Source organism: Streptomyces sp. NPDC004284 (assembly GCF_042874035.1).
Taxonomy (GTDB): Bacteria; Actinomycetota; Actinomycetes; order Streptomycetales; family Streptomycetaceae; genus Streptomyces.
The window spans coordinates 57,863-76,738 of record NZ_JBIAMJ010000013.1; the positions used below are offsets into that span (position 1 = coordinate 57,863).

The following is an 18,876-nucleotide window of genomic DNA, read 5'->3' on the forward strand; positions in this document are numbered from 1 at the left end:
TACGATCGCGCTCGCCATCGCACTGACAGGGGGACATGTGGGGGCAGCAGCAACGAGCGCGGGGACCGGTGCGTCCGCCCTTCCCGCGCTGGACATCGCGGCACTGCCGCTGGTCCTGGCCGGGCCGATCGTCCGGCGGGTCGACCGGAACACCGTCACGATATGGCTGGCGCTCAAGGCGCCGCGCAAGGTGACGCTCGACGTGTACGAGGGGTCCTCGGGCGCGCTTCCCGCGACGCCCACCCTCACCGGCACCCGGGTCACCGCCCGGATCGGCGAACACCTGCACCTGGTCGCGGTCACCGCCACCGTCCCCTCCGGGGGCACGCTCAAGTCCGGGACCATCTACCGGTACGCGCTCCGCTTCGGCGAGGACCTGTCCTCGCCGGCCACTCCGGTGGCCGCCGGAGCGGACGGACTCTTCTCACCCCGCGTGATCGCCGCGGACGAGACCGCCGCCCGCAAGGCCCTGCTGTACCAGGGGACTTCGGGAGCACCCACGCTGCCCAGCTTCGTCACCCCGCCCGACCAGCCCGGCAGGCTGCGGCTCTTCCACGCCTCCTGCCGCAAGCCGCACGCCGAGGGAACGGACGCCCTTTCGATCCTCGACGAGGTCCTGGCGGCCGACGCCGGATCGGCGGAACGGCGGCCCCAGCAGCTGATCCTGACGGGCGACCAGATCTACGCGGACGACGTCGCCGACGGCCTGCTGCACATGTGCACCGTGTACGGCAAGGCGCTGCTCGGCCGCGACGAGTCCTTCGCGACGATCGCTCCGGGCCCCCGGAAGTGGCGGCCCGGAAGGCGCCAGCAGATGATCCTCGACGAGTTCCACATGACGAGCACCGCCGCGCGCAGCCATCTGCTGCGCTTCTCCGAGTTCCTCGCCATGTACCTCTTCGTCTGGTCGCCGACCCTGTGGACGGTGGCGTCACCGGTCGGGTGCTTCGGCGAGCTGTTCCCGGAGGAGTCCGCCGCCCTCGGCAACCCCGACCACACGGAGTTCTTCGGGCTGCGGAACAAGCCGGAGTACACCGAGGCGCACAAGACGCTCATGGCGTACGTGGCCGAGTGCGACCAGCTGGAGACCTTCCACGCCACCCTGGGCATGGTGCGCCGGGCGCTCGCCAACACCGCCACGTACATGATGTTCGACGACCACGAGATCACCGACGACTGGTTCATCTCCAAGAAGTGGGTGAACGAGGTCTGCGGCACCGCCCACGGGCGCCAGTTCCTCGGCAACGGCATGGCCGCGTACGCGGTCTGCCAGGGCTGGGGCAACACCCCCGAGCAGTTCGCCGACGGGCCGCGCGGGGAGGCGGGCCGCGAGCTGCTCACGGCGCTCGCCGCGCCCGACCACACCGCGGCCGGCCCCGCGGCGGTCATCGCCCGCCGCACCGGCGTCCCCTCCGGGACCGACTCCGCCGGCCGGATCACCCGCCAGGACGGCGTGCTGACCTGGCACTACAGCATCACCTGGACCGGCCACCAGCTGGTGGCCGTGGACACCCGCACCCAGCGCGTCTTCCGCGGCGGCCTCGAGGACCCGCCGTCCCTGATCTACTCCGACGCGGCCTTCACCTCGATGGTGGAGTCGGCCGAGGACCAGGGCCTCGACAAGGTGACCGTGCTGCTCTCCCCGTGCCCGGTCCTCGGCGACCCGGCCATCGAGGAGCTCGCCCAGCCCGCCGTGCGCCGCATCCAGGGGTACGACGGGCAGCTCGACCAGGACTACGAGGCCTGGGGCCACGACCCGCGCGCCTTCGAGAAGTTCATCGCCCGGGTCCTCGGCCACGCCAAGCCCGGCGCCGACGGCGTCCGCCGTCGCCGCGTGATCTCCCTCGGCGGCGACGTGCACTACGGCTTCGCCGCCCGGATGGCCTACAGCGCCGCCGCCCCGTACACCGGAGCTCCCGGCCAGGTCCGCTCCGTCCTCGCCCAGCTGACGTCCAGCTCGCTGAAGAACGAGACGACGGGCACGCTGTTCCTCCACCACCTGGGCTTCAACGAGAGCCGCGTCACCCTGCCGCACGCCCGCCGGGCCGGCTGGGCCAACCCCACCGGCAAGGACCTGGCCATCCGCATGTACAACTCGGCCGGCGAGCCGGGCAGCCGCACCTGGATCCGGGAGACCCCGGCCCTCCTCGAACTCAGCGAGACCGCCGTCGTGTACGGCCCGCAGCCCGAGTGGGAGTACGAGCTCAGCTACTTCCGGCACTCCGACCCGGACGGCACCGCGCCGCGCCCCGGCGGGCCCGCGCCCGTCTCCTTCCCCGCGACCGGCGACCGCCGGGCCGCGCTCGCCCAGTACGTGCAGGCCGCCGACAACCACGTGGACTACATGTGGATCACCGGCAGCGGCCGGGAGATCGTGGGCCGCAACAACATCGGCGAGGTGCAGTTCACCTGGGACGGCCAGGACGCCAAGTCGGTGACGCAGACGCTCTGGTGGCGCCTGCCCGGCAACGCCAACGGCGCCCCGCTCACCCGGCTCACGGTCCCGCTGGAGGTCGGCCAGACCACCGGCCCGCCCCCCTCGACCCTGCCCGACCTGTACGGCGGCAAGGCGCTGCGCGAGGGCGACACGGACGCCTCCACCAACGGCGGCACCGCCGGCGTGACCCACGTCAGCGACCTCCAGCGCGACCTGCTCGAACTGGGCTTCGCCGTGATCACCACCCGCGACGGCGTCTTCGGACGCGATGTGCGCTGGGCCGTACGCGAGTTGCAGTCGTACGCGAAGATGGGACAGGTCGCCAAGGTGGCCACCGCCGTCGTGCGCCTCGCCCAGCCGCTCACCGCCGCCGGCACCACGCTGACCCTGACCGCAGCCGCCACCGGCACCCTGCCCGCGCTGCCCTTCAAGGCCCGCGTCGGCGACGAGAACGTCACCGTCGCCGCGGTGTCCGGCACCACCTGGACGGTCATCCGCGGCGCCGACGGCACCGGCGCCACCGCGCACCCGGCGGGCGACGCCGTCACCGCGCTGCGCGACCACCGCTGGGCCTCCGCCCTGGAGAGCGTCCCCGTACCCGCGGCGCAGCGGTTCACCGGACCGGTCAGCGGCGTCGTCGACACCGCCACCCGCCAGGCCATCGCCCGCTGGAAGGCGAACGGCTGGCGCTGCCCCGTCGTCGTCGAGGCCTGGCACCTCACCTCCTCGGCCAACCCCGACGTCATCCCGGTCGTCCCCGCCGCCGACGGCCTCCCGGCCCGGCTCGCCGACAACCTCTGGCGCTGGGAAAAACCCATCAACGACAACAAGACCTCGCCCCGGATGTACGCCCGGGACTTCTCCGACTACTGGACCCGGCCCGCGAGCCGCCCCGCCGACAGCTGGGAGGTCGAGCGCAGGACGCCCATCGGACAGCGCGCGCCCTACGCCGACCCCAGGGCCACCAACGCGGACCCGTTCAAGTGGATGGCCGGCCCGGTCGCCGACCCGGCGCGGAGCCAGTGCTGGGGGCCCGAGGCCGAGATCACCCCCGAATCGCTCATCGGCACCCCGCTGCGCGACCTCGACGCCGACACCCTGGCCACCTTCAAGGTGGTCCGGGCCGTCGCCGAGGTCGAGGCGCTCGGCTACTTCGACGCCGTCAACTGCTACGACCACGCCTTCGCCTCGCTCGGCCTGTGCCACTGGACCGCCGGCACCCGCGTCTGGCACCCCCTCGACGAGGCCGGCAGGCCCGCCCGCCCCCTCTGGGACGTGAAGGACGGCGAGCTGTGGGCCTACTTCGCCTATCTGCGCAGCCGGGACGAGGCCACCTTCCAGAAGGTCCTCGGCTTCTTCGGGGTGCAGCCGGACCGGGTCTGGACCGGCAACGGCCAGGGCGGCACCCCGTCGCCCTGGGTCCCGGAAGAGCGCAAGTACGCCGCCCGGGGCCTCCTGACCCGGCAGGACGGCAGCACCGCCCCGCTCCACGGCTTCCCCGCGCCGGGGCCCGGCGTCACCCAGAAGTACGGCCAGTACGGCGACCACGAGTACTTCCGGCTCTGGCACTGGTTCTACCGCTTCGTGATGGCGGGCCGCACCCTGGACGGCTTCCGCCGCAACATGTGGGACATGGCCCGGATGCGGATACGCGACCTGCGGGCCACGCCCTGGAACAGGTCCACCGGCTCCAACCCGTTCCCGCTCCAGGCGGGCACCACCATCGGGGACGTCTTCCGCTCCGAGCGGACCGTCGCCCTGCTGCACCGCTGGCACGTCTACGGACCGGCGTACCTCCTGCGGGGCAAGACGGACGTCACGGCCTCCGTGCGGCTGCAGGAGGTGGTGGCGACCGCCGCGGCCTCCTCGGGGCTCACCTTCGGCCCGAACCCGGCCACCTGGACCGAGGCCCACGAGGTGGCCCTGGCCGCCGCGATCATCACCAACAACCCGTGCCCCAACACCGCCGTCTCGGGCTATGAGGCCTGCCCCCCGAACCACGACAGCCACAAGGGCTACTCGGACCCCGGCCACACCCTCAAGGTCGTCAACGAATGGCCGGACTGGTTCGGCGGCACCAACCTCCGCCACTTCACCCTGCCGCTCGGCGACCTGCCCGCCGCCCAGCGCACCCTGCGCACCGCCCGTGACTTCGTGCTCGACACCCAAGGACTGCCGTCATGACCGAACTGCCCACCGAGGGCGAACCCGAGGGCCCCGACGCGGCCCGGGGCCCCGTCGACGGTCAGAGCGCCCTCGTCACCGAGATCCTGCGGCTGATCCAGCCGCTGACCGACGCCGTCGCCAACCCGATGCTCCTCGCCCGGCTGCTCGCGCAGATCGGCTGGAACCCGGACGCCGCCGGTGAGCAGGGCGCCGCCGATGTCGCCGACTGGCTGGCCACCGCCGCCGGCGCGGTCGGCGGCCTCCAGGAACTCGTCGAGAACCCCCCTCAGGACCTGGAGGGCCTCGGCACGCTCCTCGACGTCGTCGGCGCCGCCGTGGACCTCGCCCGGGACGTCCCGCCCGCGCTCGCCGACATCGACGCGGCGGCGTTCGCCGAGGACGTCGTCCACTTCCTCGTCACCGACTGGCTCCTGCGCCACCACTCCGTGCTCTACCACGTCCTGGTGCTGCTCGGCGTGCTCGTCCTGCCCCAGGAGGCCGGAGCGCAGACGCCCGTCGTCAACGAGGACGGCACGCCGATACGGACCGACGTCGACCGGGCCCGGCTGCGGCCCGAGCGCCTCGTCGACCTCGTCACCGACCCGGTCGCCGCACTGCGCGCCGACTACCTCCCCGGCGGACTCGTCGACGAGGCCTCGGCCGACGCGCTGGCCGCGAAACTGCTGCCCAGGCTCGGAGGACTCCTCCACGAACTGGGCGTCCGGGTCCTCGTCGGACTGGGCGAGACCGAGGGCACCGGGCTCGACGAGGCCTCCCTCGCACTCGGCCGCCGCATGCTCACCCTCAGCATCCCCGTCGCCGTCGCACCCGGCGTCAGCGGGGAGATCGGCGCCACCCTGGCGATCTCCTCCCCGGCCTCCGGCGACCTCGGCGTGGTCGTCGTCCCGCGCGGACAGGCCTCCGTCCACCAACTCCTGGGCAGCGGCTGGGCACTGGGCGCCGACCTGTCCGGCGCCGGACCGGCCGTCGCCATCGGGCCGAGCGGGGTGTCCTTCACCACCGACACCGCCGGACGCGTCCGACTCGGCCTGGAGGTGAGCAAGTCCGGCGCCGAGGACGGCGCCCCCGCACTGCTCCTCGGCAGCGCCGACGGCACCCGCCTGGAGGTCGGCCGGTTCCGGGCCTGGACCAAGGCCCTCCTGGAGGACGTGCCGGACGGCGCCGAGAGCCACGACGACCTGGAGATCGGCATCGCCGCCGACCAGGCCGCCGTGGTCGTCGCGGGCGGCGACGGCGACGGCTTCCTCGCCAAGGTGCTGCCCCCGGAAGGACTCCGCACCGAGTTCGCGCTCGGACTCCAGTGGTCCCGCCGCAAGGGCCTGAGCTTCACCGGCTCCGCCGGACTCGACGCCACCCTCCCCGTCAACGCCCGCCTCGGTCCGATCGAGCTCCAAGCCGTCCACCTGGGCCTCGGCGCCGACGCGACCGAGGGAAAGCTGCACGCCTCGGTGTCCGCCACGGCCCGGCTCGACCTGGGACCCGTACGGGCCACCGTCGAGCGCATCGGCCTGGAGGCCGGACTCGCCACCGCCGACGGCAACCTCGGACCGGTCGGCCTCGGCGCCGGCTTCGCACCGCCCAAGGGCGCCGCCCTGGAGGTCTCCGCCGGACCGGTCACCGGCGGCGGATACCTCTTCTTCGACCGGGACAAGGGCCAGTACGCGGGCGTCCTCGCGCTCCAGCTGGAGAGCATCGCCCTCAAGGCCGTCGGCCTGCTCACGACGAAGATGCCCGACGGCAGCGAGGGCTTCTCCCTCCTCATCCTGGTCTCGGCCGAGTTCACCCCGATCCAGCTCGGCTTCGGGTTCACGCTCTCCGGCGTCGGCGGCCTCATCGGCGTCAACCGCTCCGTGTCCGTGGACACCCTGCGCGCCGGGATCCGCAACAAGGCCCTCGACTCGGTGCTGTTCCCCCGCGATCCGCTGTCCCGGGCACCCGAGATCGTCGCCACCCTCGGCGCCGTCTTCCCGCCCACCCCCGGCCGGCACGTCGTCGGACCGATGGCACGGATCGGCTGGGGCACACCCACCCTGCTCACCCTCGACCTCGGTCTCCTCCTCGAACTGCCCACGCCGGTAAGGCTCGTGCTCCTCGGCAGGCTGCGGATGGCGCTGCCCACCGAGGAGACCGCCGTCGTCGTCGTCAACATGGACGTGCTCGGCGTCATCGACTTCGAGCGCGGCGAGGCGTCCGTGGACGCGACCCTGTACGACTCGCGGATCGCCGCCTTCGCCCTGACCGGCGACATGGCGATGCGGGCCCGCTGGAAGGGCCGGCCGCAGTTCGCGCTGTCGGCGGGCGGCTTCCACCCCCGCTTCCAGCGCCCCGAGGGCTTCCCCGAGCTGCGGCGGCTCAACCTGTCGCTGCTCCAGGGCGACAACCCGCGCGTCCGCCTGGAGGCGTACTTCGCCCTCACCTCCAACACCGTGCAGTTCGGCGCCCGCCTGGAGCTGTACGCGGCGGCGCTCGGCTTCAGCGTCGAGGGGCTGCTCGCCTTCGACGCCCTGGTGCGCTTCGAACCGTTCGGCTTCGAGGTGGACATCGCCGGACACGTCTCGCTCAAGCGCGGCAGCCGCACGCTGATGGGCGTCGGCGTCGAGATCGCGCTCTCCGGCCCGGCACCCTGGCACGTGCGCGGCCGGGCCCGCTTCGAACTGCTCTTCTTCAGCGGCGAGATCAGCTTCGACCGCACCTTCGGCGGGCACACCGCCCCGGCGGCCCTGCCGGCGGCCGTGAACGTCGCCGCCAAGGTGGAAGAGGCCCTCGCCGACCCGCGCAACTGGACGGCGCAGCTCACCGGCGCCGGCCGGACCGTCGTCACCCTCCGGGAAATCCCCGACGCCGAAGGCAGGCTGATCGTCCACCCGCTGGGCGGCCTGTCGTTCACCCAGCGGATCGCCCCGCTAGGCGTCACCCTGACCCGCTACGGCACCTCGCCCGTGGAAGGACAGCACCGGCTCGACCTGGAGCCCGAGCTGACGGTCGACGACGCCGACCCGACGACGGCGGCCGTGACCGTACGCCTGACGCCGACCCGGGAGTACTTCGCCCCCGCCCAGTTCCTCGACCTCACGGACGAGCAGAAGGTCGCCGCGCCCTCCTTCGACCTGCTCACGGCCGGCGCCACCGCCGAGGGCGCGACGGGCCGGGCGCGGGAACTGGCCGGGGTGTTCGCCTCCACGGTCGACTACGAGGAGATCGTCCAGGACGGCGCCCACCGCGTCACCGACACCACCGGGACCCCGGCGGCCTTCGGGGCGGCGGGACTGCGCACCGCCGCCGGGCCCGCCGCCCGCGCTGCCACCCGCCGCACCGGCCGGCAGCGGTTCACCGCCGCCCCGCGCGACCTGGGCGTCCGGGACACCCGCTGGACCGTCGCGGGCGCCCCCGAGGAGCCCGGCCTGCGCCGCGCGGCCACCCCGGCCGGGACCACCTGGACGGAGGCCGCCGAACACCGCCGCGACCTGGCCGCCGAAGGCCTGCGCCTCGTCCCCGCGGGAGGCCAGCGGTGAGCTCCCGCACCCCCGCGCCCGGACGGCCTCCGGGCGGCTCCGCCCTGCCCGGAACCCCGGGCCGCCCCCTGCCCGCGACCGACCACATCACCACCGGAGGGACCCGTTGAGCGGCCTGACCTTCCTGTCCTGGGTCCGTGAGGGCCTCGCCGCCGCCGGAGGTGTCGCCGACCCCGTCTCCGGACCCATGGCCTCCCGTACGAACGTGACGCTGCGGCCCCGGCTGACCGGGCGCGACCCCGTCGCCGTCCCGGCCAGGCTGCTCGGGCCCGGGGACGTCACCGGGATCGACGCCGGACAGGTCCTGCGGGTGTTCCCGGCGGCCGAGACGGCCGACGCGGAACCGCACCTGTTCCCCGCGGTCGAGTTCGACCGGCCGGACCTGCCCTGGCTGTTCACCCCCGCCGCCGCCACCGAGACCGGCCGGCTGCGGCCCTGGCTGGTGCTCGTCGTGGTCGAGGAGCAGCAGGCCGAACTGCTGCCCTCCGACGGCGGACTGCCCCGGCTGCGCTGCCCCCGGACCGAGCTGCCCGTCCTCGCCGAGTCCTGGGCGTGGGCCCACGCCCAGGTGGCCACCGACGAGGGCGCGGCCGAGGCCGAGGTGGACCGGATCCTCGCCGAGGAACCCGACCGCACCCTGTCCCGGCTGCTCTCCCCGCGCCGGCTGCGGCCCCGCACCCGCTACCTCGCCGCCGTGGTGCCCGCCTTCGACGCCGGCCGGCTCGCCGGGCTCGGGCTGCCCGTGCCCGAGGGGGAGCTCCGTCCGGCATGGCCGGCGCCGGGCGAGCAGCCCGAGGTGACGGAATGCCTCCTGCCCGTCTACCACCACTGGCGGTTCGGCACCGGCCTCGACGGCGACTTCGAGTCCCTCGTCCGAGGCCTCACGCCGCGCGCCCTGCCCGGCGACGTCGGCACCCGCCCGATGGACGTCGGCGCGGCGGGCGGCGGGCTGCCCGAACTGCCCGCCGGGCACCCGGGACGGACCCTCGACCTGGAGGGCGCGCTCCGGTCCGCGGGCACGGAGCCGCGCCCGTGGCACCCGGAGACCGCCACCGCGTTCCGTACCGCCTACAAGACGGCGCTCGACCCGGGCCCCCTGAACACCGAGCTGACCGCGCCCGTCTACGCCTCCGCGCAGGCCGGCACCGACGGCCGGCTGCCGTCGCCGCAGGCCGGCCCCACCTGGCTGCGGGAGCTCAACCTCGACCCCCGGTACCGGGCGGCCGCAGCCCTCGGCGCGGAGGTCGTGCGCCGCAACCAGGAGGACCTGGTCGCCGCCGCCTGGGACCAGGCGGCGGAGCTGCGGCGCGCCAACGAGGTGCTGCGGCAGGGCCAGCTGGCCCGCACGGTCGCCGAGAGCCTGCACCGCCGCCTGCCCGGCGCCGGCGCCGCCGACGACCGCCTGGACGCGCGGATGCTCCAGATGACCTCCGCCGTACGGGACGCCGTCGGCTACGGCGACGGGACCGCCGCCGGTGAGCTGGGCCGCAACAAGGAGGCCACCGCGGCGATGGACCCGGCGTTCCGCCGTCTCCTCCGGCCCGGCGGCCCGGTCGCGCGCCGGGCCGCGGCCTCCGGGACCGGCCCCGCGGCGGGCGACACCGCCGCGACCGGTCTCGCCGCCTCCCTCGCCCGCCGCACCGAGGCGGCCGTCCCGCCGCTGTCGACACCCGCCGGACTGACCGGCGTCGACAACCTCGCCGGGACCGAGCGGAGTTTCGAGGCCCTGGGCGCCGACCGGCTGACGACCCGCTGGTGGGAGAAGGACCCGACCGAGCCGAAGGAGGACGTGGCACCGGCGGTGCCCGTGGTGCGCTGGGTGGGCGCGGCGATGCCGAACCGGGTGTTCGTCGTCACCGACGACGGCCGGCTCATGTCCCGGGTCACCCAGCAGAACGTGCCCGGCTGGGTCGACCACGGCTTCCCGCCCGGCACCACCTGCGCCTCCCCGCCCTCGGCCGTCCGCGACCTGCACGTCTTCGTGGTCGGCGCCAACGGGAACCTGTACCAGCTGCGCTGGGACGGCGACCAGTGGGTGTGGCTGCACCACGGGATGCCGCACGAGGACGGCTACACGAGGCCCGCGCTGACCGGCGAGGGCCGGCTCGCGACGGTGGCACGCTTCGTGCCGCCGGACGAGATCGGCAGTGTGGACTACCTCAGCCAGGCGGCGTACGTCGTGGACGACGGGGGCCAGCTGTGGGAGCTCACCGGGCGCGGGGACCGGTGGGGCTGGAAGAGGATCGGGGCGCCGGGCGGCACGGGGATCGCGGGCGTGCGCGTCCAGGCCCCCTGGGAGCTGTTCCTGGTGAACACCTCCGGCAATCTGATGCGCTACCTCCACAACGGCACCGCCTGGACCACGGAGGACATGACCGGCTTGCAGCCGGTGGCCGGGGGGCTGGGGTTCAGCCCCCAGTACGGCATCCCCGTGCGGACGGCCGACCGCACGTACTTCGGCATGGCCGCCGACAACCGCCTCTACATCAGCTGGTGGATGGGGGGACAGTACCTCTTCTGGCTTCCGGTCAACGAGATGCCGCCCCTGTCCCGCATGCTCGGTCTGGGCGGCGACGGCTCCGCCGTCTACTCCACCTCCACGGCCGTCGTGGGGGCGATGATGTCCAACCGCGGCGTACCCGGCGGCGGCCGCGTCCCCTGCGGCGCCGACCAGGGCGTCCAGGGCGCCACGTACGGCAATCTGATCCATGTGGTCGCGGACGGGCAGCTGATCGTCGTCGACCACGGGGGAGACAACGCCTGGCATCAGCTGGGGCGGCCGGAGTTCGGCGGCAAGGGCCTCCCGGGGGCCATGCCCCCGGCCCACATCCGCTGGCGCCCGCAGCTCGGGTTCCTGTCGAATCTGCTCGTCGGCCACGTGGACGCGCCGACGGGCGCCAACATCCCGTACCTGCGCCTGGGCCGGGGCACGGACTTCGACGGCTCCGTGGACGGCGGATGGCAGCTCAAGCCGGGGATGACGGGGCGGATGAGCGCCGAGGACACCCAGGGCTTCGGCATCGCCACCGGCGACCTCGACGGCAACGGCCGTCCGGACGCGGTCGTCTTCTGGATCGAGAAGTACAACAACAACGGCCACGTCGGGAACTTCGGCCGGTACATGATCGGCCGCGACCTGGACGCCGACGCCAACGCGTCCCGGTGGATCGGGCCCGTGGCGATGCCGACGCCCATGTCGACGGCCATGACCGCCAGCGGTGGTCTGAGCACGCCCGTGAACGTGCTCGGGGGCAGCTGCACCCTCGCCGACCTCGACGGCGACGACAACCAGGAACTGATCGTCGTCTACCTGGGCGGCCTCAGCGGCAACAAGCGGCTCTTCATGCGGATCGGCTGGAACATCGCGCCGGACACGGGTCTGGCGCGCGGCGGCTGGTCCGACTCGGTCGAACTGCCGTGGCCGGGACGGCCGGACGATTCCGCGCCCGCCGTCGTCGGGCTCGACATCGCCGTCGCCGACCTCAACCACGACCTGCGTCCCGAGCTGATCGTGATGCTCGCGGAGAAGACCGCGGCCGGGGTGACGTGCTCCTACCGGGTCGGCTGGAACATCAACGCCCGTGGTGTGGTGGACCGGTCGGCCTGGGGCCCCGTCGTCCAGGTGCCCGGCACGGTGCCGGCCGCCGCAGGCGCCGGCATCGCCGTCGCCGACTTCAGCGGCACCGAGAAGCCGGACCTCGTCGTCCTGGTCCTGGAGGACGGGCCGGGCGCCAACTCGGCCTCGTACCGGATCGGCTGGGACGTCGACGGCGGATCCGGCGCGCCGCGCGCCTGGTCCGCCCCGATCCCGGCCGACGCCGGCGCCTCGTACGGCTGGACCAGCCAGGGCGCGGGCGTGGCCTTCGCCGACCTGCCCGGCACCGTCGCCGAACGCCGCCGCACGATCACCGCGACCTTCCGGACCGCCGCCCAGACGCACCAGAGGGCACTGCTCGCGGCCCAGGGCCGGGCACTCCAGGAGAAGGAACCCGCCCTTCCCCTGCGGCAGCTGGCCGGAGCCGTACGGGAGGCGACCGAGCCGGAGAAGGCCGTCACCGCCCGGGTCGCCGCCCGCATCGACGGCGCCGACCTCGCGGGCTCCGGGCTGCCCGACCCGCTGGGGCCGCTGCTCGCACCGCCGTCCTTCGCCCAGCCCATGGCCGAACTCCTCACCGAGCTCGGCAGCGACCACCTCCTGCCCGGCGTGCACAACGTCCCGCCGGACACCGTGACGCTGCTGCGCGCCAACAGCCGGTTCGTGGAGTCCTTCCTCGCCGGGGCCAACCACGAACTGGGCCGCGAGCTGCTGTGGCGCGAGTTCCCCACGGACCGCCGGGCCACCGCCTTCCGGTACTTCTGGGACGCGCGCGGCACCGTGGAACCCGCGCAGGAACAGCCCGACGTCCCGCCGATGCGCGACTGGGGCCGCCAGAGCGCGCTCGGCGAGCACCTGCGCAAGCCGGAGGGCGGCGACGACGCCGTCGTGCTCCTGGTCCGCGGCGAGGTCGTACGGCGCTTCCCCTCGCTCGGGCTGCACGCCCGGCGCGCCCTCGCGCCGGCGGTGCCCGGCGGGCCGCGCCGCCTCGGCGAACAGCGGATCGAGCCGGTGTTCTCCGGGGAGATCGGCGCCGACGTGCTGTTCGTCGGCTTCCCGCTCACCGTCGCGCAGGCACTCGGCTCGGAGACCGACCCGGGCTGGTTCTTCGTCTTCGAGGAGCACCCCACCGCGCCCGCGTTCGGCCTGGACGAGCCCTCGAAGAACCCGGTGTACGGGCCGAGGCCCTTCACCTGGAGGGACGTCGACTGGGCGGCGACCGTCCGCAGCGCCGAGGAACTGGCCGCGATGCGCTACCTCGGGACCGTCCCGGCGTTCGGCGCGGACCCGCGCCCGCTGCACCCCGGCCCCGGGGCGCCGATGCTGTCCTTCGGCCGCAACGCCGCCTCCCTGGCCCACATCACGCTCCAGCGGCCGGTGCGGGTCGCCCACCACGCCTCGGCGCTCCTCCCGCTGCACGGCCCGGGCCTGCGGATCACCCACGTCCGCAAGCGCGTGCCCGGAAGCGACCAGGTCTTCGTCCGCGAACTCGCCGGCCGCCACCCCGACGGCCGCTGGTGGCGCCTCTCCCTCGCGGAGGCCCTCGCCGCGCTCGACGCCCGCCAGGCGCTGTACGTGGAAGTCACCCCGGGCAGCAGGGTCCCGGTGACCTCCACCCCGGACGGCCGCCACCTGCGCACCCTCGCGAACGACGACCCCGCCGACAACCTCCTCAACCTGCCGACGATCCCGCCGGAGGCCTACGAGGTCCCCGTCGCGTACCCGCCGCAGCCGGCCCCGGCCCCGGGGACGACGTCATGACGCACCCGTCGCCCGGCCGACCGTCACCGACGGCCGCGACCCACGCGGGCTGCGCGGCCCCGGCGGCCGTCCCCGCCACGCGGGCGACCGCCCGGCGCCCCGGCCCCGGGCCGTACCGCGCCGGCGTCCGGCACCCGCATGCCGAGTCCGGCCGCCCGTGCGCAGGGACCGGCCCCCCCTATGCCGGGGTCCGGCACTCGTATGCCAGGGTCTGGCACTCGCATGCCGAGTCCGGCCACCCGTGCGCCGGGACCGGCCACTCCTGTGCCGGAGTCCGGCACTCCCGTGCCGAGGTCGGCCACCCGCATGCCGGGGTCCGGCACCCGTGCGCCGGGGCCGGTCACCCGTGCGCCGGGACCGGCCACTCCTGTGCCGGAGTCCGGCACTCCCGCGCCGAGGTCGGCCACCCGCATGCCGGGGTCCGGCACCCGTGCGCCGAGGCCGGCCATTCGCCCGCCGGGGCCGCCCAGGCCCGCCGGGGCCGGCAGCCCCACCCGTACCTCGCGGCCCAGCCGCCCACCTCCGCACGCCACCTGGACGGACGCCGATGACCACGCCACCGCCTCCCGCCTGGACCCTGCCCACCACGCTGCCCGTGGTGCTGCTGCCCGTCCGCCTGGAGACCCGCTTCACCGCCACCGAACTGCTCGTCCGGATCTATCCCGACGAGATCCACGTCGACACCCACGAGAGGCTCCTCACCGCGGACGAGGAGGAGTACGGGCGCCGCTACTGGCGCGGCATCTGGGCCGCGCGCGGCGACGTGCCCGCGGAGAAGGCCGCGTGGGGCGAGGTCGCCGACCGGTTCGGCGACGAGCGGGCCGCGTGGATCGCCCGGGTCATGACGCCGCTCAATCCGGACGACCAGCCCCGCACGGGTGGGGCGGACGCCCAGCCCCGGTTCCCCTCGCTCGCCGAGCACCGCGAGGCGAGCTGGACGCGGCGGCCGGTCGCCCGCGCCCTGCCGAGCCGCTGGTACGTGGTCGGCCACCCCAAGGGCCCGGCCGCGCCCGCCGTCACCCGGATCACCACGAAGGTCGGCGGCGCGGTCGGCGGCCCGCTGCCCGTCGGCCCGGCGCCCACCGCCGATCTGGAGGACCTCGACCCGGCCGCCCCGCCCACCGATGAGGCCACTCGCTGGCTGGTCGACTTCGCCGCCGCCGAGGCGATCGGCATGGCCGTGCGGCTGCCGCGCGGCACCGGCTACGCCGCGCTGTTCGCGTACGGCGTCCTGGAGGACAAGTCGACCGCCGCCACCGCCGAGCTGTCCGCCCTCATCGAGGCGCAGTACTACACGCGCGGCCTCGGGTACGTGCCGCCGGGCGCACCGTCGAACAACACGGCCACGACCACCTCCCGCTACAGCCGCCGCGACCCGGCGAACCGCGAGGCGTACCAGGTGCGGCACACCGACATGGTGCCGTTCAACCGCGACAGCAACGCGTACATGCTCACCAAGGCGTTCGGCCTGCCGCTGGGCAACGAGGCGGGCGGCCCCGTGCCGCTGTCCCATGCCCGGGACGCGGGCCGCCGCGACGAGACCGCCGTCCGGGACATGGCCACCGCCCTGTGGGAGGCCACGTGGGGCTACTACATGCGTCAGTTCGCGGAGGACCGGTTCTCCGAGACGCAGGTGATGGGTGCCCGCGACCACGCCCGCCGCTACCTGCGGCCCGGCGGCCCGCTGCCCGCCCTGCGGATCGGCAGCCAGCCGTACGGGATCCTGCCCGTGCTGCCGCTGGACCGCTGGACGGACCTGGAGGGCACCGGGATGGGCGCGCTGCGCCTCGACCCGGCGATCCCCGGCTTCCTGCGCACCCTGCGCGACCGCATCTGGGCGCCCTCGGCCGCCGACCCGAACGCCGTGCCCAGGATCACGCGCGGCGCGGCCTCGCAGAGCACCGTCGCCGAGATCCTCGGCATGGCCCCGACCGCCCGCCGCCTGCACGCCCGCAGCGCCGTCGGCACCGAGTACGTGGCCGCGCTGTGGCGGTTCGGCCCGCTCGGGCTCAACGACGAGTGGCGCACGGGCCTCGCGGGCAACGTCCACGACCTGACCACCCGACTCGGCCTGCCCGGCTGGGAGTTCGGCCCCGGGCGCGTCGTGTACGCAGACAAGGCCTGGCCGCTCGACCATCCGTGGATCGAGGCCCCGCCCGGCACGCCCGGCGGCACCCCCGCCCAGTACCTGGCCGCCCTCGCCGAGCCGATGGACCCGCCCGAGTGGGCGCTGGTCCCGCTGACCGGTGAGCGCGACAACATGCCGTGGCCCCGCTGGTGGCACGACCTCGGCGCGGCCGGCGGCGACCCGGCCGCCCAGGCCCTGTCCACACCGCTGCTCTACCGGCTCGCCCGGCACTCCCTGCTCGCCGAGTACGCCCGCGCCGTCGACTACGCGATCGGCACCGGCCGGGCCGAGCGGAACGAACCCGAACTCGTCGACGTCGACGAGGCCGCCAAGACGGCGACCATCTGGAAGCGCGCCAAGCGGCCCGTGCCGGGCGGACTCCCCGGCCCGTCCACGGCGGAGTGGTACGTGTGGAGCCCGGAGGCCAGGAACCGGACCGAACTCCAGCCCCTGCACGAGACCATGGCCGCCCTGAAGGCGCTGGCGCCGCTGCCCTCCGAGGACCTGGAGCGACTGCTCGCGCAGAACCTCGACACGACCTCGCACCGCCTCGACGCGTGGATCACCTCGCTCGCCACCAAGCGGCTCGCCTGGCTGCGGCGGCCCGACTCCTCGTACCGGTACGGCTGCCACCTCGGCGGCTACGGCTGGCTGCTCGACGTCGTGCCCCGCACGACCCAGCCGACGGAGGTCCCCCCGGCGCGGCGCCCGCAGGGCGAGGTGACGGACCCGTTGGCGGCCCCCGGCACGACCAAGCCGTGGAAGCTGTTCGAGGCCGCAGACATGGCCGGACCGATCCACACGCCCTCGCTCGCCCAGGCCACCACCGCCGCCGTGCTGCGCGCCGCGCAGCGCGCCCACGGCGACCTGCCCGACGCGCCGACCGCGATCGACCTGCCGTCCGCGCGTGCCCGCACCGCCGCCTGGCTCCTCGACGGCGTCCGGCAGGGGCAGCCGCTCGGCGCCCTCCTCGGCTACCGCTTCGAGCGGGCGCTCCAGGACCACCCGATCCGGACGCTCGCGTCCTGGACGGACCGCTTCCGGGAACTCGCCCCGACCACCGCGACCCACGTCGACCACGACGGCACGGTCAGCGAGACCATCGCCGCCCACGACGTCGTCGACGGCCTGCGCCTCCACCGCCGCCGTGCCGCCGGCCGGCTCGACCTCGTCCGCGACGTCGGCGTGCCGTCCGACGCGGCGGAGGAACTCGCCGCCCTCGAGGAGGTGCTGGACGCGCTCGACGACGCGGCGGACGCGGTCGCCGACGCCCTGCTCGTCGAGGGGGTCCACCAGGCGGCCCAGGGCAACCCCCTGCGCGCCGGAGCCACGATCGACGCCATGGGCAACGGCGAGGCCCCGCCCCCGGAACTGGAGTCCCTCCGCACCCCGCGCGCGGGCGACGCGATCACCCACCGCGTGATCGTCCTCCTGCCGGACCCGGCCGCCCCGTCCACGGCCGCCCCGGCGGCCCGCACCGCGCTCGCGGCCGCCGGCCCCGGCGACGGCGGCGCGGGGGACACCCCGCCGATCGTCGTCCCGCCGCCGACGGACGACGGCAGCGGCGACGGCCCCCTGCCGGACGACGGCCCCGGAGGGCCTCCCGGAAGCGGGGGCCTCCCGGAGGACGGAACCGGCGACGGGTCCGGCACGGGATCGGGTACGGGTTCCGGGAGCGGTTCCGGTACGGGCTCGGGCTCCGGGAGCGGCTCCGGCACAGGCTCCGGCGGCGGTTCCGGTGCCGACGGCTGGGCGCGTGACCCGCTCACGCAGACCCGCGCCCTCGCCGAGCCCGCGCTCGACGCCTGGCTGACCAGCCTGCTGCCCGCGCCGGCCACCGTCACGTACACCGTCCGCCTCGCCGACGGCACGACACGCCCGGTCCCGCTCGCCGGGATCCCGCTGTCGCCGCTGGACTGGCTGGCGCTCGGCCTGGACCCGGAGGCGCTGCCCGGTTCCGACCTGGAGCGGCACCTGCTGCTCCACGCGGACGGGGCGCTGGCCGTGACCGAGCCGGGAGCGCCCCGGCCCGCCGCCGTGCCCGCCGACGACGAGGGGCTCGGGCTGCTCCTGGAGACGGTCCGCGCCGCCCGTGAACTCCTGCGCACGGCACGCCCGTTGCGCCCAGGCGACCTCGCCCTGCCCGAGGCGGCCCCCGAGGGCGCCGCGCCGGACGACCCGGCTCTGGAGCCGAGGGCCGTCGCCGTCCGCGAGGTCGTCCGGCGTGCCGTCGCCGACCTCGCCGCGCCGGCCGACACGCCCGCCGCGACCCGCGTCGAGCGGCTGCACCGAGGACTGCTCGCGGCCAACCTCGTCGGCGTCCCGGCCGCGGCCCCGCCGCTGCGGCCGCGCCCCGGCGCGACCGCGGAGGAACTCGCCGCGCACGCCGAGCTCCTGGCCCCGCTCGCCGCGACCGTCGCTCCCGAACCGGCCCGCAGGCTCGGCCTGTTGCCCGCGCTCGACAGGGCCCGGGCCCAGGGCTCGCTGTCGGCCGGCGCATGGGCGCGCGAGGTCCTGACGGCGCTGCTCGGCACCGAGCTCGTCGTGCTGCCCGGGTTCGCCGCGCCGCCGCCCGGCCCGCTCACCGCGTCCCTGGCGCACGCCGACACGCTGCTCGCGGGCGACCCGCACGCCCCCGCCGGCTGGCTCACCCGCCTGGGCCGGGTGCGGCGCGGGGTCGAGCGGCTCGTCACGACACTCGGCTACGCGGAGGCCCTGGACACCGGCGACACGCTCACGGCGGTCGTCGCGCAGTCCCCGTACACCGTCTCCGACGACCCGGCCCGCGCCGAACGCTGGGCCGCCCTGCCCCCGGCCGCCGGACAGACCCCGGGCCCGCGCCTCTCCCTGGTCCTGCACGTCCCGGACGGCGTCACCGCCCCCGAGGAACTGCTCTCCGGGGCGCTGCGCGGCCTGATCGTGGACGAGTGGACGGAGGTCGTCCCCCGCGAACGGCAGACGACCGGTGTCGCCGTGCACATCGACGCCCCGGACGCCGCGCCGCCGCAGACCGTGCTGCTCGCCGTACCGCCGGACGCCTCGCCCACCTGGACCCCGGACCTGCTCGGCGCCACCGTCGAGGCGGCCCTCGACCTGGCGCGTCTGCGCGCCGTGGACTACGAGGCCCTGCACCCGGACAGCCCGACCGCAGTGGCCGACATCGGCCAGCTCGCCCCCGCCGCGCTCCTCGCCATGAACACCCGGTACGAGGACGCGGTCGCCACCGACTTCACCCGCGGCCTCCCGAGGTAGGCGC

4 protein-coding genes are annotated in these 18,876 nt (G+C 75.3%); all 4 read left to right on the plus strand.

Annotation, left to right across the window (positions count from 1 at the left end; genetic code table 11):
* The first annotated feature begins 37 nt into the window (after positions 1-37).
* The 4 genes from ACFYUS_RS28110 (at position 38) to ACFYUS_RS28125 (ending at position 18,872) form a co-directional block, all read left to right on the plus strand.
* Positions 38-4,621 carry a peptidoglycan-binding protein gene (locus ACFYUS_RS28110; protein WP_388857843.1) on the plus strand — a complete coding sequence of 1,528 codons (4,584 nt, stop codon included), beginning with the start codon at positions 38-40 and terminating at the stop codon, positions 4,619-4,621.
* The gene (locus tag ACFYUS_RS28115; protein WP_388857846.1) at positions 4,618-8,136 is read left to right on the plus strand and encodes a DUF6603 domain-containing protein; all 3,519 of its coding nucleotides are present in this window, start codon (positions 4,618-4,620) and stop codon (positions 8,134-8,136) included. Before ACFYUS_RS28110 ends, ACFYUS_RS28115 begins: the two co-directional genes overlap by 4 nt.
* A gap of 106 nt (positions 8,137-8,242) precedes the next feature.
* On the plus strand, positions 8,243-13,492 hold the full coding sequence (locus tag ACFYUS_RS28120) for a hypothetical protein (protein WP_388857849.1): 5,250 nt from the start codon (positions 8,243-8,245) through the stop codon (positions 13,490-13,492).
* A 547-nt stretch (positions 13,493-14,039) separates the two neighbouring features.
* Entirely contained in the window at positions 14,040-18,872 is a 4,833-nt protein-coding gene (locus ACFYUS_RS28125; protein ID WP_388857852.1) for a hypothetical protein, read from the plus strand.
* Positions 18,873-18,876 lie beyond the last annotated feature (4 nt).

Excerpts from the sequence above, each read along its gene's own strand:
- ACFYUS_RS28115 (WP_388857846.1), top strand. The coding sequence starts at position 4,618 with ATGACCGAACTGCCCACCGAGGGCGAACCCGAGGGCCCCGACGCGGCC.
- ACFYUS_RS28125 (WP_388857852.1), top strand. The coding sequence starts at position 14,040 with ATGACCACGCCACCGCCTCCCGCCTGGACCCTGCCCACCACGCTGCCC.